We start from the raw sequence: 20,135 nt of genomic DNA, 5'->3' as shown, positions 1-20,135 counted from the left end.
CCGCAAAGCCGGCGGCTCTGCGGGGTGGCGTACGCTACGCGTAACGCTTACTGCGACTCGGCAACCATATAGTCAACGGAGGCTTTGACCTCGTTGTCGGAAAGGCTCGGCTGGCCGCCCTTGGCAGGCATGGCGTTGAAGCCGTTGATGGAATGGTCATACAGGGTGTCTTTACCCTTGGCAATGCGCGGCGCCCACTGCTCGGCGTTGCCGGAGATCGGCGCGCCGGCGGCACCCGTGGCGTGGCAGGCCATGCAGGCCCGGTTGAAGATGGCCTCGCCGTCGATGCTCGCCCAGGCAGGCTCACCGCCGCCGGCCGCATCTTCGGCCTGAGCGTCACCGCCGGATTCTTCGCTGCCGGCGTCATCCGCCGCGGCGGTGTTTTCAGCGTTAGCGCTGTCTGCGGCGCTGTCTTTTTGTGCTGCGGCCATATCGGCCTCGCTGTCAGCCGCGTCGTCTTCTGCCGGGGCGCCTTGCGCTTCGGCCACGTCCATCACCGGCTTGACCATATAGGTCACAGCGGCGTGCATGTCCTCATCGCTTAGGCTCGGGTTGCCGCCCTTGGCCGGCATGCCCTTGAAGCCGTTAATGGCGTGATCCAGCAGGGTATCAAAGCCCTTGTCGACGCGCGCGGCCCAGTCGCCTTCGTTACCGCGTACCGGGGCGCCGGCGGCCCCGGTGTCGTGGCAGGCCGAACAGACGTTGGCATAGATGCCCTCGCCGTCCGGCGCAGCGTCGCTGCCACCGCCGCTGGCCTTGGCGCTGGGTGCCGGCGCGGCAGCGCCGCCGCAGTCCTCGCTTGCCAGACAGACATCGCCCACCGGTGCGATGCGCTCGGCAATGGCGTCTTTATCCATGGCCGCCTGGGCACCGGCAACGCATGCCAGCACACCCAGGGTCGCCAGGCCGCTTTTGATCAGTTTGCAATCCACTCTCACCACCTCGTTCGTATTATCGTCCATAACCTGCGCACAGCGGCGCCGCTGGGCAAACGGTGCAGGCCAGGTTGGGAGAACCCGATTGCTGCAGCCAAGAGCCATGACGCCCGAGCGAACCTACCGTGAGAGTATACCGGCAACGCCAAGCTCGGGAAAATCCCGGGTGGCGCTATGCCACGGATGTCGGCGGCAGCCGGCGGGACCGGCGGCGGCGAACGCGCTGGCTGATGAGGCCATAGCGCGGCCCGGCGATAAACGCCAGCAGCAAAAAACCGCCGGTCATCACCGCCATCATGCCGCCGATGGACACGTCCCAGTACACGGCAAGGAAGTAGCCGCTCACGCTTGCCGCGGTGGAAATCAGCGAACCCAGCACCAGCATCAGCCACAAACGGTCGGTAAGCAGATAGGCCGCCGCCGGCGGCACGATGGCAAAGGCGATAAACAGCACCGCCCCCACGGCGTCAAAGGCCGCCACGGCGGTGGAGCTGGTCAGCATCAACAGCGCATAGAACAAAACGCCCGGGGCAAAGCCCAGCGCCCGGGCCAGCGCCGGGTCAAAGGTGGCAAGCTTGAGCTCTTTGAAAAAAGCGCCGACAAATATCAGATTCAGCGTAAGCATAACGGCCATGGACACCACCGCCTGGGGCACGTCGTGGCCCAGCACGCTGACGGTGTCCAGCCAGACAAAGCCGATTTCTCCCAGCAGCACCGTATGGGTATCGATATGCACATCGCTTGCATACACGTTAAGCAGCAGCACGCCAACAGAGAACAGCGCCGGAAATACCAGCCCGATGGCGGCGTCTTGTTTCATGCGCTGCGAGCTTGCCAAAAGCTCGGTGAGAAACACCGTTAAAAGCCCGGTCAACGCCGCGCCGATGAGCTGCACCGGGCCGCTTTGCTGGTGGGTCAAAAGCCACACCGCCACGATGCCAAACACAATCGAGTGGCTGATGGCGTCCGACAGCATGCTGTTGCCGCGCAGCACCAGAAAAGTGCCCACCAGCGACGACGCGGTGCCCACCATCGCGCCTACCAGCATGATCTGTAGCGCGGCGTTGTGAAAAAAAGCTTCGAGCATTGTCGCCTCTATCGCGTGGAGTCAGGTCACAAAACCGGCCGGCAGCGCTTACGCTGCGTTAAACGTTGCGCTAACCCGCTGGGCCACGCGCACGCCTGCAGGCGTTAGCCGCCATTGCCGCGGCGCACGGCCCGGGGCCCGGCGGCTCAAGGTCAAAAGCCCCCGGCGGCGCAAACGATACAGCGCCAGGGCCGTAAAGGCGCTGCGGCTGAACCCGGGGCCGGGGTCGTTTTCCTCCTGCTCCAGCCGCGTTTGGTAGAGCACATAGAGGATCTGGCGGGTGTGCAGCGTCCAGCGCTGGCGCACCAGCCGCAGCGACTCCCAGAGAAGCCCGCGCCCGGGGGCGACGGCAAGCGACACCAGAACAATCGCGGTCGCGCTGAGAATAATCAGCGGCCCGGTGGCAAGCCCCCGGCCCAGCGTGCTCAGCGTGGCCCCGGCAATGCCGCTGACCACGCCTGCACCGGCGGCCATCACCACCATGCCGCCCAGATGCCGGCTCCACTGGCGGGCCGCCACGGCCGGGGCCACGATCATCGCCGCCATCAATACCACGCCGACCATCTGCAGCCCCACCACCACGGCCAGGGTAATCATGGCCGTCAGCATGATATCGATCGCGGTGACCGGCATGCCCAGGGTGCGGGCAAATTCCGGGTCAAACGTCACCAGCTTGGCCTGTTTCCACAGCGCCGAGAGCATAGCCAGTGCGACCAGGGTAATGCCGCCCATAAACCACACGTCCGAGCGCAGCGTGGCCGCCGCCTGGCCGAAGAGAAAGGCGTCCAGCCCGCCCTGGGAGGCGTTGTTCATGCCCTGGATATAGGTCAACAGCACCACGCCGACGGCGAAAAACAGGCTCAGGCAAGCGCCCAGCGCGGCGTCGGTCTTGAGCCGGCTCATGCGCGTCAGCGCCAGCATCAAAAGCGCGGCCAGCCCGCCGGTGATCATCGCCCCGACGATGATGCTGCCCATGTGGCGGCTGCCGGCCACGATAAACCCCAGGCACACGCCGGGCAGCGAAGCGTGCGAGATGGCATCGCCCAGCAGGCTTTGGCCGCGCAGCACGGCAAAGCTGCCCAGGGTACCGCTGATAATGCCCAGCAGTGCCGCGCCCATGACCACGTTTTGAAAAGTGTAATCTCCCAGAAGCGTTAGCCAGGCCATGGGTTATTTCGCTCCTTGCGCCGCGACATCGCCGACGAAGCGATGGCTGTCGTCGAGCAGCGCAATCTGGCCGCCGTAGGCGCGTCTGAGGTTGTCGCCGGTAAACACCGCCTCGGCAGGGCCTGCGGCCACCACCTGGACGTTGAGCAGCAAAAGCCAGTCAAAGTAGCGGGTCACCGTCTGCAGGTCGTGATGCACCACAATCAGCGTTTTGCCGGCGTCGCGCAGCCGGCGCAGAATGTCGATGATGGCCCGCTCGGTGGTGGCGTCCACCCCGGCCATGGGTTCGTCAAGAAAGTAGATGTCGGCCTGCTGCACCAGCGCCCGGGCGAGAAACACCCGCTGCTGCTGGCCGCCGGAAAGCTGGCTGATCTGGCGGCCGGCGAAGTCCTGCATGCCCACCATGTCCAGCGCGTCCAGCGCCTCGGCGCGTTCGCGCCGCCCGGGGCGTTTGATCCAGCCCAGCCGGCCGTAAAGCCCCATCATCACCACGTCGAGCACGGTGGTGGGAAAATCCCAGTCCACGCTGGAGCGCTGGGGCACATAGCCGATGCGCTTGCGCTGGGTTTTGTACGGCTGGCCGTGAAAGCGCACGCTGCCGGACAGCGGCACCACCAGCCCCAGAAGGCTTTTGATAAAGGTGCTCTTGCCCGCCCCGTTGGGCCCGACAATGCCGGCCATGACGCCGGCGGGAATGTCCACGTTGACGTCCCACAGCACCGGCGTGTTGTGATAGCTGACGGTTAAATGCTTGGCCGTAACGGCGGTGTTCATACTCGTTATCCCGTGCTCGTTATTCCGTGCTCTGCGGCGGCTTATGCCTCATCCACGCCCCACTGCTTGGCCCAGGCGCCAAGCGCCTCGGGCAGCGGCGCTACTTCGCCGCCCAGCGCCTTCACAATCGCCCGGGTGTTGGCGTACAGCATGCCGATGTAGGTGCCGTCGGCGGTGCCGGCCTCGCCCATGGCATCGGAGTACAGCTGGCCGCCGATTTCCACCGTATGGCCGCGCTTTTCGGCCGCGTCGATCACCGCCTGCACGGTGCGCGGATTGATGGTGCTTTCGATAAAGACCGCCGGCACTTCGCGCTCGATCACCACGTCGGCCATGCGCCGGATATCGGCAATGCCGGTTTCGGTTTCGGTGCTGATGCCCTGAATGCCTTTCACCTCGATACCGTAGGCGCGGCCGAAGTAGTTAAACGCGTCGTGGGCGGTGACCAGAATGCGCTGCTCTTCGGGAATCGAGGCAATGCCTTGCCCTACCCACTCGTGCAGCGCGTCGAGCTGCGCTGTGTAGGCCTCGGCGTTGGCGTGAATCGCATCGGCACACTCGGGGCGGGCCTTGAGGAAGGTATCGACAACGGTGTCCACGGTCTGCGCCCACAGCGAAACGTCCATCCACAGGTGCGGGTCGATGCCGTAAACGTCCTGGGCGGTCAAAAGCTCGGCGGGTTCGATAGAGGCCGGCGACACCGCCACGGTGGTTTTCTGACGCGAGAAGTTTTCCAACACCTTGCCCAGCTGGCCTTCCAGGGAATAGCCCGAATACAGAATCTGATCGGCGTCGCGCAGGGTTTTCACATCGCTGGCGCTGGCCTGATACAGATGCGGGTCCACCCCCGGGCCCATCATCGGATTGACGTTGACGCACTCGCCGCCTACTTCGCCGGCCACATCGGCAATCATGCCGACGGTAGTCACCACGTTAAGCGGCGCCTTTTGAGACTCGGCATGGGCCAGCGGTGCGGCAAGGGACAGCGCCAGCAGGGGGGCGGCGTAACGCATCTTCATGGGCAATTTCTCCTGAAAACGGGAATCCTGGAACCGGGAGTGAAGCGGGGATGGCAATGCCGAACGTGGGCCGGCACCGCCGGCGTGTTAGCCCCCAGACACAAAGTAAGCCTTGGCTAAGTTTAGAGGCGCGATCGCCCAAATACAAGACGCAGACGGACCACACCGGGCGGATGAAACGGGCCAGGGAAGGCGGGGCGGCGGCTTACGGCCGGGCGGCAAAATACGCTAAGATGGCGCCATCAGGTTTTTTCTTCTTTACTGCCAGCCGATACGTCTGATGCCTTCATGAGTCATGACCACAGCCCCCAAAGGGCACCCGCTAAAAGCGCAAGCGTAGATGCCCTGCCGCCGGTCGAGCAGCACGCGCGCCAGTACGCCACGGTGCGCCAGGCCCACGAAACCGAGCTGATCGAGGACTACGTGGAGCTGATCGGTGATTTGCTGACCCATCGCGGCGAAGCCCGGGCGGCGGACATCGCCGCGCGCATGGGGGTCAGCCAGGCCACGGTGTCGAAGATGATCCGCCGGCTCAACGAGCTGGAGCTGGTCACCAGCCGCCCGTATCGCTCGCTGTTTCTCACCGAGGCGGGTACGGCCATGGCGGCCCGCTCGCGAAAGCGCCACGATATCGTGCTGCACTTTCTGCGCGCGCTGGGGGTCGGCGACGACGCCGCGCGCATTGACGCCGAGGGCATGGAACATCACGTCAGCGACGAAACCCTCGGCATCATGCAGCGCTTTATGGCCGCCGCGCCCCGTCAGGGTAGCGACTAGCCGGCCACGTCAGTAGCGGTGGCGCAAAAGGCGCATGGCGTTGAGCGTGACCAGCACGGTAGCACCGGTATCGGCCATCACCGCAATCCACAGTCCGGTAATGCCCAGCGCGGTGGTCACCAGAAACACGGCTTTCAGCCCCAGCGCCAGCGCCACGTTGGTCTTGACGTTGACAAGGGTCGCCCGGGACAGCCCGATCAGCTCGGCGATGCCGGTCACGCGGTTTTTAAGCAGCGCGGCGTCGGCCGTTTCCAGCGCCACGTCCGTGCCGCTGCCCATGGCAATGCCCACATCAGCAGAAGCCAGCGCCGGGGCATCGTTAATGCCGTCGCCCACCTTGCCCGCCGGGCCTTCACCGTCACGCTGCCATTCGGCCACGCGCGCGGCCTTGTCCTCGGGCATCAGCCCGCCGTACGCCTCGATGCCCAGCAGCTTGCCAATGGCGGCGGCGCTTCTGGGGTTGTCGCCGCTTAGCATCACCGCGCGCACGCCCAGCCGGGCAAGCGCGGCAAGCCCGTCCCGGGCGTCTTCCCGGGGCTCGTCGCGCAGGGCAATGGCGCCTACGGCCACGTCACCTTTTACCAGCACAGCGACGGTTTTGCCGCTTTCTTCCAGGGCATGCATCTGCGCCTTTGCCGCCTCGTCAAGTACAGCAATGCGGCCGGCATAGGCCGGGCTGGCAAGCGTCAGGTCATCACCGGCTACCTGCCCGGCGACCCCGATGCCGGCCAGCGCCCGGCCGTTTTCCACTCGCGGCAGATCAAGGCCGCGCTCGCCGGCACGCGCCACAATGGCCGCGGCAATGGGGTGGCCGGATTCGCGCTCAAGCGCTGCGGCCCGGCGCAGCACATCGTCTTCGTCAGCGCTTTGCCAGGCCAGCACATCGGTCACCTCGGGGATACCCGCGGTCAGCGTGCCGGTCTTGTCCAGCGCTACCACCTTGAGTTTGCCCAGCGACTCAAGCACCGCGCCACCCTTGATCAAAAGCCCGTGCCGGGCGCCGCTGGAAAGCCCGGCGGCAATCGCCGCCGGGGTGGAAATCACCAGCGCACAGGGGCAGGCGATGAGCAGCAGCGCCAGCGCCCGATAGACCGATTCCGACCAGGCCATGCCCACCGCTAACGGCGGCAGCACGGCAAGGGCGACGGCCAGCGCTACCACCGCCGGCATGTACCAGCGGGCAAAGCGGTCGATAAACCGCGCCACCGGGGCCTTGGCGGCCTGGGCGTCTTCCACCAGGCGAATAATCCGCGCGATGGTGTTGTCTTCGGCCCGGCGGGTAACCGCCACGGTCAGCGCGCCGTCGCGGTTAACGGTGCCGGCCAGCACCTCGTCGTCTACGCTTTTATAGCGCGGCTCGGCCTCACCGTTGACCGGTGATTCGTCCAGGTGCGAGCCGCCCTCCACAATGCGCCCGTCGCAGGGGATGCGGTCGCCCGGGCGAATCAGCACCCGCTCGCCGGGCACCAGGCTGTCCGCGGCGACCTCCACCGGCTCGTCGCCGTCAAGCCGGCGCGCGGTGCGCGGCGTCAGCGCCGACAGCGCCGAAATGCTCCGCCGCGCCTGGGTGGAAGCCACGCCTTCCAACAGCTCGCCGACGGCAAACAGCACCACCACCACGGCGGATTCCGCCGCCGCGCCGATGATCAGCGCCCCGGCGGCGGCCACGGTCATCAGCGATTCAATGGTGAACACCTCACCGACCCGCAGCGCCTGCCATGCCGAGGTCACAATGGGGTAAAGCCCCACCAGCGTGGCCACCACAAACGGCGCGTCGCCAAGCCCCGGCCAGAGCAGATGCAAAACGCCGGCCAGCGCCAGCAGCGCGCCGCTGACCAGCACCAGCTGGCCCTTGGGCGTTTGCCACCAGGCCTTTTCCGCCGCAGCACTGCTTTCAGGCGATGGCGGCTCATTAGTCTTGAGCTCGTAGCCCAGCCCGCGCAGCGCCTGCCCGATGGCGGCCTCGTCGGGGGGCGTACCGGCGTCGAAAGACACCAAAAGCGTGCCCGCCGCGGCGTTGGCCTCGGCACCGGTCACGCCGGTTACCCGCGTGGCCGCCGCGACCGCCTTGCGTTCGCAGCCGCCGCAGTCCATGCCGCTTACGCGATAGCGCCGCGTCGTATCACCGGCTGATAGGGTCATCGTCATCCTCCTGGCCGTTATGTCTTGCCATTGCCTATTTTGCGCCCAACATAGAACCTAAAGCCACTATAGCTTCAATAGCCGTGAACGCGACAAACGCACAAAACACCGGAGATGACCATGCCGCACTCAGACAAACAGACGTTCGCCATCGGCACGCTGGCACGCCGCGCCGGCTGCCAGGTACAAACCGTGCGCTACTACGAACAGATCGGCCTTTTGCCCGAGCCCGCACGCAACGCCGGCAATCAGCGCCGCTACGACGGCGCCACGCTGCGCCGGCTGACGTTTATCCGCCACGCCCGGGATTTTGGCTTTTCGGTGGAGGCGGTGCGCGAGCTGCTGGGCATGGCCGACCACCCGAACATGCCCTGCGATCACGCCGACGCCATTGCCAAGCGCCATTTGGAAGAAGTGGAAGCGCGCATTGAGCGGCTTTCCGCCCTGCGCGACGAGCTGAAGCGCATGGTCGCCCAGTGCGCCGGCGGGCGGGTGGAGGAGTGTCGCATCGTGGAGGTGCTGAGCGACCACGACCAGTGCCTGTATACGGCCGCCCACGGCGGCCAGCAGGCGATTCGCTAACCCCGCCAGGCCCTTAAAAAAGCCCGGCGTTAACCCACATATGCACGCCCACGCTTGCCGCGTAGCCGAGCAAAATGGCGGGCATCCAGCGCAGGTGGACGGCAAAGGTATAGATGCCCCGGGCCTGGCCCATCAGCGCCACGCCGGCCGCCGAGCCCATGGCCAACAGGCTGCCGCCCACGCCGGCGGTCAGCGTAATCAGCAGCCAGTTGCCTTCGGCCATGTCCGGGGCCATGGAGAGCACGGCAAACATCACCGGAATGTTGTCCACCACCGCGGAAATCATCCCCAGAATCACGTTGGCCAGCACCGGGTTGCCGCCGCCGTAGAGCGTCTCGGACAAAAGGCTCAAGTAGCCCAGAAACCCAAGTCCGCCCACCGACATCACCACGCCGTAGAAAAACAGCAGGGTATCCCACTCCGAGCGCGCGATACGGCTGAAGATATCAAACGGCACCACGCTGCCCAGCTGCTCGAGCTTGCGCCAGTCGCCCCGGCGGGAGTAGCGCTCGCGCTTGCGCTCAAGCGAGCGCGGCAGGCTGCGGCGCAGGTAGTAGCCGAAAAACTGCAAAAGCCCCAGGCCGAACATCATGCCCATGGCCGGCGGCAGGTTAAGCACCGAGTGGCACAGCACCGAAATCGCCACGGTAAACAGAAAAAGCGCAACGATGCGCCGCGCACCGCGCTTGAGCCATACAGTTTCGGTCAGCGAGGCGGGCTTTTGGTTTTTGATAAAGAAGTTCATGATCAGCGCCGGCACCAGAAAATTGACGATGGCCGGCAGCAGCAGGGCAAAAAAGCCGCCGAACGGGATCTGACCTGCCTGCCACACCATCAGCGTGGTGATATCGCCAAAGGGGCTGAACGCGCCGCCGGCGTTGGCCGCCACCACCACGTTCACGCAGCACAGGCTGATGAACTTGTTGTCGCCTTCGGCGACTTTCAGCACCACCGCGCACATCAGCATGGCCGTGGTCATGTTGTTGGCCACGGCAGAAATCCAAAACGCCAGAATGCCGGTAATCCAGAAAAGCGCGCGGTAGCTGAAGCCCTTGTACACCAGCCAGGCGCGCAGCTTGTCGAACACCCGGCGCTCTTCCATGGCGTTGATGTAGGTCATCGCCACCAGCAGAAACAGCAAAAGCTCGGTGTATTCCAGCAGGGTTTCCTTGAACGCGGTTTCGGCCACGTCCGGCAGCCCCGCGCGCATGTACATCCACGCCACCAGCGCCCAGATCAGCCCCGCCGCCACCAGCACCGGCTTGGACTTGCGCATGTGCAAAATTTCCTCGCCCATCACCAGCGCATAGGCGAGGAAAAAAATCGCCACCGAGGCGATACCGGCCACCGATAACGTCAGATCAATGGGCCCGGCCTCGGCAAAGGCCAAACCGGGAAAAGTCAGTAAACAGGCAGCAAAAAGCAGCCGGCGAACCCGCAGTGAGCGGGGCCGGAAGGCGGGAGCGGTTGGGAGCATGGCACAGACCTGGGGCAAAAGAGGGCAAGAGGAGCGGCACGGGAATAATAATAAGCGCCCTAAGTAACGCCTGCAATCGTGCCGGGAAAAATACCCCTCGCCCGGCCTATAGCCAGCGCTTGCGCCGAAAAAGCCAGATCAACCCCAGCGCGATCGCCGCCATGCAGCCAAGCAGGACAAAATAGCCGTAGCGATAGCCAAGCTCGGGCATAACGGCAAAGTTCATTCCGTACAGCCCGGCCAGAAAGCTCAGCGGCACAAAAATCGCGGTGATCACCGTCAGCACCTGCATGGTGCGGTTGAGCCGGTGCGACGACAGCGACATATAGCCGTCGATTAAATCCCCGCAGATGTCGTAGTACATGCTGGTCAGGCTGTAGAGGCGCTCGAAGCGTTCGTGCACGTCGGTAATCGCATGCTCGGTGTCTTCGTTGCTGTGCGGCAAATGATCACATTCGGCGGTCAAAAGCGACCGGGTGATCGACTGGTGATAGTTGAACAGCCGGCGCATTTTCAAAAGCCGCGAGCGATAGCCGATGACCTGTTTCATCAGGGTATCGGTGCCGTTTTCCACCAGGGTGTCTTCAAGCTCGCTGAGCCGCGCCTCAAACTCGGTCAGGCTTTCCTGATAAAACCCGGCCGATAGATACATAAGGCGCAGCGCTACGTGCCCGGGCGATTTTTTCAGCAGCGCGCCGCCGTTCTGCCCCAGCATACGGTCGATGCTCATGGCCCGGCCGGGATGCAGGCTGATCAGATAGCGCTCGCCGATAAAAAAGGGAATCTGCTGGGGGTGGTAGTCAAGATCCGGATCGAAAGCGGCAAGCCCGCGGTAAATGATCAGCGTATGAGTTTCGAACGCCTCGATCTTGGGCGGATGGCGATTGTCCTTCTGGGCGTCGATAATCGCCAGCGGATGGCAGCCGAACGCCTCCAGAAGCGCCCGCTCCCGAGCGCTCGACTCGCCCTGAACGTCGATCCAGATACGGCTTTCCGGCTCGGCGTGAAAGCGCTCGATCAGTTCACTGCCGCCGGTATGCAGCGCCCCGGCGGCGGTAAGTAACAGCGTGCGAATCATGAATGTGTCTCGCTACAGATGCACAGGCCGGTGAGTGTACACGCCGACACTTGAAAAACCTCGCTGTCGTCGACAACAAGGAAGGTGTATTCAACCAGCCGCGGAGGCCAAGCATGAACACCCAACAGCACGACGCCATTCAAGACAAGGTCATCGTTATTACCGGGGCAAGCAGCGGCCTGGGCGCTGAAACGGCGCGGCACCTGGCGCATCGCGGGGCCAGGCTGGTGCTGGCGGCGCGCCGCCAGGAGCGCCTTGATGAACTGGCCGAAGAGCTCAAGGGGCTCGGCGCCGAGACCACGGTTAAAGCCACGGACGTGACCCATCGCGGCCAGGTAGAGGCGCTGGTCAAGCACGCCACCGACACCTTCGGCCGTCTCGACGTGATGATCAACAACGCCGGGCTGATGCCCCTTTCGCCGCTGGCCGAAGGCCGCATCGACGAATGGGAGCAGATGATCGACGTCAACGTAAAAGGCGTCATGTACGGCATCCACGCGGCCCTGCCGGTGATGAACCAGCAGCAGAGCGGGCATTTTATCAACCTCTCTTCGGTGGCCGGCCATGTGGTGTTCCCGGGCAGCGCTGTCTACAGCGCCTCGAAGTTCGCCGTCTGGGCGCTCGCCGAAGGCCTGCGCAAGGAGGCCGGCCCCAACATCCGCAGCACCATTCTGTCGCCGGGCGCGGTACAGAGCGAGCTGCCCCAGAGCGTGGGCCACGCAGAGACCGCCCAGCAGGTCAACGACCTCTACGAAATGGCGATACCCGCAGACAGCGTGGCGAGGGCCATCGTCTACGCCATTGAGCAGCCGGCAGACGTGGACATCAACGAGATTGTTCTGCGGCCTACCGCCCAAGAGCTGTAAACGCCGGGTCGTTCAACGCGCGGCGGCGCCTGTGGGATGGTAAAAAAGTTGGTAACAAATCACTCTTGGAAGCCTCATTTTTCGGCAAAGAATATTCATGCTAAAAAATAAAGATGGTAACTAAAACCAACGCACCTCTTCCAGAACTCAGTTTCCATACTAATAAAGTTGGTAACTTTTTATTATTTCATCACGTAATTTCCAGCTCTGAACAATGTCACCTTATATTCCGTATATGAAGGGAATCTGAAATTTCTTTTACAATCAGTAGACTATATCACTGGTAGGGTTAAGTGCTGGAAAACTCTACCTGATTACTCATGTTAATCAACCACCATCCCGTCAGTCCCTCCTATACTGATGTTATGCCCAGTACAGGAGGTGGCGTTATGGCACGCAATTCTATCCAGTTCCAACCCGACCTGTCGTGCCAGCATTTCTCAAGCAGTAGGACGCGGAAGCGCAGTGCCAAGCAGATCTCTTATCGCTAACCCATGGGGATCACTCCGACTGTGGCAACAACACTGGCTGCCGGCTGTCGCGGGGGCTCTACCAGTGCCATCGCTGCTATCATCAAACCTCGCTGACCGCCGGTACCATCTCCCATGCCACGCATCTGTCGTTGACCACCTAGTTTCTGGCCATCGTGGGCAGATCGCGATAAAGATCAGCTCAGTTAGGCTGGCCCCGGCACTGCCAATAATCAACGCCAGTACCATTCCTGTAAGTGCCTGATCCAAAATATTCGTGCATAATGGGTGCCCAAATTTCTGACAAAAAGCGGACAGAATAATGGCAAGGCGCTTCGTCGAATCACTATCTGAATCTGAACTGCACACGCTGCTTTCTGCTTATCACCATGGTGAGAAGTGCGCTCTGCGCCGTCGTGCCCATGCTATTTTGCTGAGTGATCAGGGTCATACAATCAACCAAATCAGTGAGATACTGCAGGTTCGCCGTGATGCCGTATCCATATGGCTCAAGAAGTGGGAAGTGTCGGGCCTCGACGGGTTGATCGACAAGCCACGGAGTGGACGCACACCGGCCCTAGATGATGCGGACCATCAGCGGCTACAGGAGCTGGTCGCTGAGCAACCCCATCAGCTTCGCTCCTTGCATGCCCGCTTTCAGGAAGAAACGGGGAAAATTGTTAGCCTGATCACGCTTCGTAGAGCGCTAAAAAAAACGGTTTCAGCTTCAAACGGATCCGGCATTCGCTGAAGGAACGGCGCAACGAAACGGATTTCCGCAACACCCAAGGCCTCATCAAGGTACTTCAGCAATGGGAAGATCTCGGTGACCATGAGCTCTACTATTTTGATGAATCAGGCTTTTCACAGTCGTCGTCAGTCCCTTACGCCTGGAGCCCTGTCGGCGAACCATGTGAGATAACGGCCTACTCACATAGCCGAAGGCTGAACGTGCTGGGATTCCTCAGCCGAGCGGGGAAATTGGTTTATCACACGACGACTGAGTCGGTCACCACGCAAATTGTTATCGAGGCGTTCGATCAGTTTGTGGCGCAGAAAGATCCCGATACCTTTGCTGTCGTGGTGCTTGATAACGCCAGCATGCATCGCTCCAAGGCCTTCAGGCGGAAGATACTTGAGTGGATGTCGCATCGCGTGCACCTGGTTTACCTATCGGCTTACTCACCAGAGCTGAACTTGATTGAGATACTGTGGCGGCAAATGAAGTATGCATGGTTGCCGCTGGGAGCCTATCTCTCTTTTGATCGCCTCTGTGATGAGGTACACCGCCTACTTGGTGGTTATGGCACTGAATACGCGATTAATTTTGAATAAGCACTTACCTAACCCTTTAGCTGTCGGGTCCAGTGTGATTGACAATTCGTTTGGTAAATAACTCAGACCGCTGGCTCTGCCATGCTTTCATCGCAGTAATCGGCAATTGATGGTGCAGTACTTTTTGCGAGATAAGGTGATTTTACAGCCATATATAGCGTTTGAGTGTCTGCTCCCGGTCTTTCCTGAGGTATACGTCGAGTCGCCAGCACATCGCTGATGGGTTCGTAGCTCTCCCTCTCTGAGCTAGATAAGGCCGCCATGGCCGCAGAACAGCGCATCGTTGCCATTTACTGAGCCTTAACTGGCTGAAAACACTTCGGCCTGCGCCCGGCTCCAGCTAAAGGTGTCAAGACCCTATTCACATGACCGATGGCCTTTGCAAATCACTCTGGGCGCTCTTCGCCTGCGTTATTCCCCCAGGCCTCGGAGAATGACTGCTCCTCCAGACCCTCGAAGCGGTCCGTCACATAGCGGCTGTGACAGGCCACGCAGGATTCGGTCATGCGGTTGAAGGTATTGACCTGAGCCTGAGTATTCTGCTGTTTGCCCGCTTCGGCCAGAGACGCCGCCAGTTGATGGAAGCGCGTGTCCATCTGCAGAAACGCCTCGGGAACCGCCGCCTTCAAGTCCTTACGGTCCTGTTTGGTCAAGGACTGTTCCAGAATGAAGCTGTCGTGAATGGCCAGGCCCTTCTGCGCCACCTCATCATGCCGTCCCTGGATGATAGCGCTATAGGTCTCCTGCATCGCCGCCTCGACCTCGACCATCTCCTTGACCAGCAGCCCACGCAGCTTCTCGGTCAAATCAGGACCTACCGGCTGCGCCGCGAAAACGGTAGCGCTCAATGTCAGGCCAGCCAGCGCGGCAGCCGATACAATGATGCGGTGTGTCTGTCGTTTACTCATGATCTACCTCACGGTCACGTTGATTTGCTTGCATTCACCGGGCAGCACATCGAAACGTCTCAACTCGCCTCTCTTGCCTAAAGCCTGGCGTCGGACGCAGCTTCCTCTACCCTTGCCCAGCCCAGGTCGTCGAAGATCACATAGAGTGCCGGAATCACTACCAGCACCAGCACGGTGGAAGTCAGCAGGCCAAACACCACCGCAATGACCAGCGGCTGCACTGCCGCCGCCTGGGCGCTGGTCTCGGCCAGCAGCGGCAGGAGCCCGGCGATGGTGGTGCTCGTCGAAATCAGGATGGCGCGCAGGCGGTCGCGGCTGGCCTGGCCCGCCGCGGCGATGGCGGATTGCCCCGCGGCGCGGTAGCTCTTGATGAAGTGAATCAGCAGGATGGCGTTGTTGACCACGATGCCGGCCAGGGACGCCGCGCCGATCATCGAGGGCATCGACAGATAAAAGCCCATCGCCACATGGCCCCAGAGCGCGCCGACGAAGGCCAGCGGGATCGACAGCATGACAATCAGCGGTTCGACATAGCTTCTGAACTGGAAGGAAAGGATGACGAAGATGCCGAGCAGACCGATCAGCAGCGCGCGCCGGATCGAGCCGCCGGTCTCCGCGGAGCGGGCGACCTGACCCTCGAAAGCGACCGCCACCTGGGGATGGCGCGTCTGGAAATCGGGCAGCCAGTGCCGGCGAATATCGTCGACAACCGCCTGGGCATTGGCCAAGGTCGCATCCACGTCGGCGGTCACGGTAGCGGTACGCTGGCCATCGACCCGAGTGATCCGCGCCCAGTCCCGGGCCTTGTCGATGTTGGCGACGACTTCAAGGGGCACTCGGCCTCCCCCCGGAAGCTGCACGGTCAGATCCTGAAGGTCATCCAGGCTCTGTCGATCCTGCTCGGCATGGCGCACCAGGATGTCCACGTCCCGCTGGCCGATGCGCAGGGTGTCGCTGATTTGCCCGAGCATGGCGGCGCGCAGCTGCGCGGCGATCTCTTCGGCGCTCAGCCCCAGCCCGTGGGCGCCTTCGGCCAGCGACAGGCGGCGCTCGGGCTTGCCGGGCCGCAGGTCATCGATGACGTTGTAGACGCCCGCATAGCCGGCGAGATGCTCGCCGAGCTCCCGCGAAGCGGTCTTCAGCCCAGCCAGACTCTCCCCCTGCAGACGCACCTCGATGGGAATGCCCGCCGGCCCGAATCCCGGCTCTTGAATAATCAGGCTGAGCAAGCCGGGAATATCGCCGATCTCCTTCTGCCAGGCCGCGGTCAGCTCATTCAGGCTCAGGCGGCGCCGCTCGGCGCCAAGCAGATCGACGATCAGCGTGGCCACATGGGCACCGGCCTCGCGAGCGCTGGGATTGTGGTTGAAGCGTACCTGAACGGCGCGCACCAGGGGCGTCTCATCCGGCTGCTCGGGGGTCAGCCGCTCGTCGATCTCGCGCAGGGCGTTCTCAACCCGGGAAGCCACCGCCTCGGTGCGTGATAATGGCGTGCCCTGGGGCATCAGGATGCGTGCTTCGAGCACGTCGCCATCGATCTCGGGCATCGCCTCGCTGCCGATATGGCCGCCGGCAAGATAGCCGCCGGAGCCCAGCAGCAGGATCAGCACGCTGCCCAGCAGGGCGTAGCGCCAGCGAATCGCCGCCTCGACCAGGCGTCCGACGCCCTCGCGAAAGCGCTCGAAACGGCGCTCGAAGCCGGCGCGCAGCCGTGACGGCTCGGCCTGCAGGCGATGAAGACTGCCCTTCAGATGATGCGGCAGAATGAAGAAGGCTTCGATCAGACTCGCCGCCAGGGCAGCAATCAGGACGACCGGCAGCACCTTGAGCACCTCGCCCATCTCGCCGACCAGAAAGGCGAGCGGCACGAAGACCGCCGCCGTGGTCAGAAACGACGACACCACCCCGGGGAGTACGCCCCGGGTGCCCGCGACTACCGCTTCCAGCGGCGTCGCGGCCTTCCGAGCCTGAGTGGCGATGTTGTCGGTGATCACGATGGCATCGTCCATGACGATACCGATCGCCATCAGCAGCCCCACCAGGGTGATCATGTTGAGCGTCAATCCGGCCAGTCCCATGACCGCAAAGGCGCCCAGGAAGGCCACCGGCAGGCCCAGTACCGCCCATAGCGCCAATCGCGGCCGAAAGAACAGGCTCATCACCAGCACCACCAGCGCAAACCCCATGACGCCGTTTTCGACCAGCATCTGCAGGCGGTCGCGCACGATGCTGGTCATGTCCTGGGTCAGGGTCAGCGAAACATCGCCGTCCAGGCGCTGGCGCTCGCTTTCGGCTACCGCCTGCAGACCCTTCATCACGTCCAGGGCATCGTCGCGCAGGGTCTTGTGCACCTCCAGCACCAGGGCGCGCTGGCCGTCGAACCAAACCTTCTCCTCCTCGCGCTCGGGTGTCTCCCGCAGGGTGGCGATCTGGCCCAGGGTCAGATCGCCCCCGTCGGCGCCGGAGACGACCACCACATCCTGCAGCTCGCGCAGGGAGTGGCGCTGGTCGGTGAAGCGCAGTTGGATATCCTGGCTCGAGGTTTCCAGAATGCCCAGCGGCATGTCGATATTCTGGCGGGAAAGGGTCGCCGCCAGCTCGCTCGCCGAGAGGCCGTACTGCCCCAGCACCTGCTGGGGAATCTCGATCTGCCACTGGCGCTGGGAAAGCCCCTGGATATCGACCCTGGCCACGCCGGGCAGGCGCAGCAGCCGATCCTCCAGCGTCTTGGCATAATCCTCCAGACCGGACAGCGACATGTCGCCGCCCACCGCCACCGCCGCCACCAGATCGCTGCGGTGCAGCTCGCGCACGACCGGCGGGTCGGCGCGTTCGGGGAAGTCGGTGATGGCTTCAACCTCGGTAGAGATATCGTCCAGGAAGCGGCCGATATCACCATCGTCCTCCATGGTGGCCGTGGCGCTGGCCAGATTGTCCTGGGCCACGCAGACGAACTCGTCAAGGAAGTCCACGCCGGTCAGCGCATCGTGAAGGCGACGACAGATCTGATCCTCGACGTCCGCGGCGGTAGCGCCGCGATACTTCACCTCGATGCCCACCTCGCCGGGCCGGTAGTCGGGAAAGGTCTCGCGCTTGAGGTTGGGAACGGCGAACAGCCCCACCGCCAGCAGCAGAATCAATAACAGATTGGCGGCGGTGGGATGACCGGCGAACCAGCGAATCATGACTTCTCTCCCAACGCCTGGCGACGAAGACGCCGTGCCAATTCCTCATCGCGTCGCGGATCGATCGCCATGCCGTTGATGGCCGGCACCAAGTCGTCCACGATCACGCTGTCACCTTCCTCGAGCCCTTCCGTCACCACCGCCAGATCGTGCTGTTCGAAGGCGACACGCACCGGTCGGCGCACGAGGTGCTGATCGCTATCGACCACGTAGACTTCACCCTGATGCACCGCCGTCGCCGGCACCACCATCCGCGGGTTCGGCGCTCTGGACGCCAGCCGTACCTGCACGTACATGTCGCGCACCAGCGCAGGCTGCGTCAGCGGCGCCACCTGCCGGTAGGGCTCCTCGACCCGCACCACGACCCGGGCGGTGCGGGTGGCCGGATCCAGGCCGTTGGCGATGCGCACGACCCGGGCCGGCCAGCGCGCGCTCTTCCCGGCGACCAGGGTCACCTCGGCATCGATGGCGGAGAAATCCAGCCGCTGGGCAATGTCCAGGATCCCGTCTTCGGCATCGCGAACGGTCTGGGTGCCGAGCAGGCGGCGCAGCATGTCCATCGGCACCTGGGCCACCACCTCGGCGGCCTCGATGCCCTCGGCGCGGAACAGGCGCTGACCGGCGTTGATGTACTGATGCAGCTCGGCCTCGACCTCGCCCAGGCGCAGGTCATAGGGCGCTTCGAAGCGCGTATCCTCGAGATCACGGCGCGCCTGATCCAGGCGCGTGGTCGTACGCTCGACTTCCGCTTCCAGGCGCTGGCGGCGCGAAGGGATGAGCTGCAGCTCGTTTTCCAGCGACTGCACGGTCTGACGCTGGGCCAGGGTCGCGCGCCGCTCGTCGCCCAGCCGCGAGCGGGATACCGAGCCGCTGCTGGCCAGGCGCTGGATGCGCGCCAGCTCCTGCTCCGCCAGCTCCAGGCGTTCACGCTCCAGGGCGACCAGGTGCCGGGTATTCTCCGCTTCCCGCTTCAGCTGCGCCTGCTCCGCGGCAAGGCTGGCCAGCTGCGCCTGGGCCTCGGCTTCGGCCAGCCGATAGCGGCTGGGATCGATCTCCAGCAGCAGGGTGCCCTCTGCCAGTAGCGTGCCGCTCTCCAGATCCTCATGGCGTTCGACGACACGTCCCGGCACGTTGGCAGTGGCGTCCCAGGTGCGGGCGGGCCGCGCGGTGCCGTAGCCCCGCGCCTCGACGACGAAGGGTAGCGACTCGACCGCAACGACGCGCACCGTGGGTATCCTCAAGGCGTCCTTGCCGCGCGAGGGTGTCTGGCGATTGATGACGAAGACCACGATCAGCAGGATACCAATCGCCAGCCCCAACGCGATCAGCAGGCCACGCCCCCAACGCTTGAGTCGCGAGCTCATGTCTCCTCCCTGGCCTGGACGGCGCGTCGATAGAGCAGAAAGGCCTCGGGCGCCTGTTCAGCAATGCGCGCGACATCGTCGTCAATCAGGGATTGCACCACCAGCCCCTGCACGGTGCCGATGAACTGGGTGGCCGCCGTCTCGATATTCAAGTCAGCACGCAACTCACCGCTTGCCCTGCCCTCTGTCAGAATGGCCGCGAGTCGTTCGCGGTATTTGGCAAGCATGGAGCGTAACAGTCGTGTGGCATCTGTCGGCTCCGCGTGCTGCAGCTGCCCGAATATCAGACGCGGCACCCCGGGATGCTCGACAATGAAATCGGTATGCGCCATGAACATGGCCTCCAGGGCCATCAACGGCGTCGCGCGGCGGTCGACGGCTGCATCCAGACGCCGCATGAGTCGCTCGGTGATCCAGGCCACGACCGCCTGCCACATCTCGTCCTTGCCGGTGAAATGACGAAACAGCGCCCCCTGGGTCACGCCCATGCGTGCAGCGATGGCGGCCGTGGTGATGCGAGCGGGGTCCTGTTCAGCGCACAGCTCCACCATGGCACGCACGGTCCGCTCCTTGCGTTCTTCCGCGGGTAGATGATGGGTTCTTGCCATGAGCATCTTCCAAAAGATAGTAATCAGTTACTATCTTAATTTCGAAAAGCTCTTTTTACCAGCAGGATGTGTCGGGCACTACCTGTATGATCCTGCTCCTATTTCTCGGGATACTATTTTCTTGGGACCCTATATCCTGGGATCCTGCATCCATCCAGAGGTCAATAAATGTCTTCACGATAGCGTCCCCGGGCCTTGAGCGTCGCCACGTCCATGCCTAGCGGCGCGATGACCTCGTTCAGCGCCGCCATGACGCTTGCCGCCATGTCTCGGCCACCGCAGACTAGGATCTGCGCGCCCTTCTCGATCAGCTGGCGCAGTTCCGCGCCATCCACGGCAATCTTGTCCTGCACATAGGCAC

17 protein-coding genes and 2 pseudogenes are annotated in these 20,135 nt (G+C 63.2%); 5 read left to right on the top strand and 14 right to left on the bottom strand.

Annotated elements, in window-relative coordinates; translation table 11 throughout:
- Positions 1-47 precede the first annotated feature (47 nt).
- The 5 genes from ACZ415_RS05060 to ACZ415_RS05040 form a co-directional block, all read right to left on the bottom strand.
- The gene (locus ACZ415_RS05060) at positions 48-962 is read right to left on the bottom strand and encodes a c-type cytochrome (protein ID WP_344703415.1); all 915 of its coding nucleotides are present in this window, start codon (positions 960-962) and stop codon (positions 48-50) included.
- 145 nt (positions 963-1,107) lie between these two features.
- Entirely contained in the window at positions 1,108-2,022 is a 915-nt protein-coding gene (locus tag ACZ415_RS05055; protein WP_344703413.1) for a metal ABC transporter permease, read from the bottom strand.
- Between the two features lie 48 nt (positions 2,023-2,070).
- Positions 2,071-3,189 carry a metal ABC transporter permease gene (locus tag ACZ415_RS05050; RefSeq protein WP_344703411.1) on the bottom strand — a complete coding sequence of 373 codons (1,119 nt, stop codon included), beginning with the start codon at positions 3,187-3,189 and terminating at the stop codon, positions 2,071-2,073.
- Between the two features lie 3 nt (positions 3,190-3,192).
- Positions 3,193-3,963 (bottom strand): metal ABC transporter ATP-binding protein, encoded by a 771-nt coding sequence (locus tag ACZ415_RS05045; RefSeq protein ID WP_344703409.1) that lies wholly within the window; start codon positions 3,961-3,963, stop codon positions 3,193-3,195.
- Between the two features lie 41 nt (positions 3,964-4,004).
- Entirely contained in the window at positions 4,005-4,982 is a 978-nt protein-coding gene (locus tag ACZ415_RS05040) for a metal ABC transporter solute-binding protein, Zn/Mn family (RefSeq protein WP_344703407.1), read from the bottom strand.
- Between the two features lie 288 nt (positions 4,983-5,270).
- On the opposite strand from ACZ415_RS05040, the gene mntR reads away from it, so the two are divergent.
- Complete coding sequence (mntR, locus tag ACZ415_RS05035) at positions 5,271-5,759, top strand: manganese-binding transcriptional regulator MntR (protein ID WP_344703405.1); 489 nt, start codon at positions 5,271-5,273, stop codon at positions 5,757-5,759.
- 9 nt (positions 5,760-5,768) lie between these two features.
- Here the strand turns inward: mntR and ACZ415_RS05030 are convergent, their stop codons facing one another.
- The gene (locus ACZ415_RS05030) at positions 5,769-7,901 is read right to left on the bottom strand and encodes a heavy metal translocating P-type ATPase (RefSeq protein WP_344703403.1); all 2,133 of its coding nucleotides are present in this window, start codon (positions 7,899-7,901) and stop codon (positions 5,769-5,771) included.
- 120 nt (positions 7,902-8,021) lie between these two features.
- On the opposite strand from ACZ415_RS05030, the gene ACZ415_RS05025 reads away from it, so the two are divergent.
- Positions 8,022-8,483 carry a MerR family transcriptional regulator gene (locus ACZ415_RS05025; RefSeq protein ID WP_425552732.1) on the top strand — a complete coding sequence of 154 codons (462 nt, stop codon included), beginning with the start codon at positions 8,022-8,024 and terminating at the stop codon, positions 8,481-8,483.
- A 13-nt stretch (positions 8,484-8,496) separates the two neighbouring features.
- On the opposite strand, the gene nhaD is transcribed toward ACZ415_RS05025, so the two are convergent.
- Together nhaD and ACZ415_RS05015 are read right to left on the bottom strand one after the other, a co-directional pair.
- Positions 8,497-9,960 (bottom strand): sodium:proton antiporter NhaD, encoded by a 1,464-nt coding sequence (gene nhaD / locus ACZ415_RS05020; protein ID WP_344703399.1) that lies wholly within the window; start codon positions 9,958-9,960, stop codon positions 8,497-8,499.
- Between the two features lie 106 nt (positions 9,961-10,066).
- A complete protein-coding gene (locus tag ACZ415_RS05015; RefSeq protein WP_344703397.1) occupies positions 10,067-11,038 on the bottom strand; it encodes a magnesium transporter CorA family protein in 972 nt (323 codons plus the stop codon).
- Between the two features lie 113 nt (positions 11,039-11,151).
- Between ACZ415_RS05015 and ACZ415_RS05010 the strand changes: the two genes are divergently transcribed.
- The 3 genes and pseudogenes from ACZ415_RS05010 to ACZ415_RS05000 all read left to right on the top strand — a co-directional run bounded on the left by ACZ415_RS05010 (position 11,152) and on the right by ACZ415_RS05000 (position 13,709).
- Entirely contained in the window at positions 11,152-11,904 is a 753-nt protein-coding gene (locus ACZ415_RS05010; protein WP_344703395.1) for an SDR family oxidoreductase, read from the top strand.
- A 389-nt stretch (positions 11,905-12,293) separates the two neighbouring features.
- Positions 12,294-12,535, top strand: a pseudogene (locus tag ACZ415_RS05005) (IS1595 family transposase); the annotation flags it as partial.
- 161 nt (positions 12,536-12,696) lie between these two features.
- Positions 12,697-13,709 (top strand): IS630 family transposase gene (locus tag ACZ415_RS05000; protein WP_464387722.1). Its coding sequence is split into 2 segments (ribosomal slippage): positions 12,697-13,081 and positions 13,081-13,709, totalling 1,014 coding nucleotides; the frame shifts between segments, so codons are not numbered across the junction.
- Between the two features lie 16 nt (positions 13,710-13,725).
- Here the strand turns inward: ACZ415_RS05000 and ACZ415_RS04995 are convergent.
- The 6 genes and pseudogenes from ACZ415_RS04995 to ACZ415_RS04970 all read right to left on the bottom strand — a co-directional run.
- A pseudogene (locus ACZ415_RS04995) lies at positions 13,726-13,930 on the bottom strand (IS481 family transposase); the annotation flags it as partial.
- Positions 13,931-14,095: 165 nt separating this feature from the next.
- Positions 14,096-14,617, bottom strand: a complete 522-nt coding sequence (locus ACZ415_RS04990) for a cytochrome c (protein ID WP_084286595.1) — start codon at positions 14,615-14,617, stop codon at positions 14,096-14,098.
- 77 nt (positions 14,618-14,694) lie between these two features.
- Complete coding sequence (locus tag ACZ415_RS04985) at positions 14,695-17,802, bottom strand: efflux RND transporter permease subunit (RefSeq protein ID WP_344703304.1); 3,108 nt, start codon at positions 17,800-17,802, stop codon at positions 14,695-14,697.
- Positions 17,799-19,166: an efflux RND transporter periplasmic adaptor subunit gene (locus tag ACZ415_RS04980; protein ID WP_027962675.1), complete on the bottom strand. Its 1,368-nt coding sequence runs from the start codon at positions 19,164-19,166 to the stop codon at positions 17,799-17,801. The genes ACZ415_RS04985 and ACZ415_RS04980 overlap by 4 nt, the downstream gene beginning before the upstream one ends.
- A complete protein-coding gene (locus ACZ415_RS04975; protein ID WP_425552731.1) occupies positions 19,163-19,717 on the bottom strand; it encodes a TetR/AcrR family transcriptional regulator in 555 nt (184 codons plus the stop codon). The genes ACZ415_RS04980 and ACZ415_RS04975 overlap by 4 nt, the downstream gene beginning before the upstream one ends.
- Before the next feature lie 218 nt (positions 19,718-19,935).
- Positions 19,936-20,127: a ferredoxin reductase domain-containing protein gene (locus ACZ415_RS04970; RefSeq protein ID WP_311883927.1), complete on the bottom strand. Its 192-nt coding sequence runs from the start codon at positions 20,125-20,127 to the stop codon at positions 19,936-19,938.
- Positions 20,128-20,135: the final 8 nt, after the last annotated feature.

It is taken from the genome of Halomonas cibimaris, assembly GCF_055379665.1.
The sequence above is the reverse complement of the archived record's forward strand: the minus strand, read 5'-3'. Positions and strand labels throughout refer to the sequence as shown.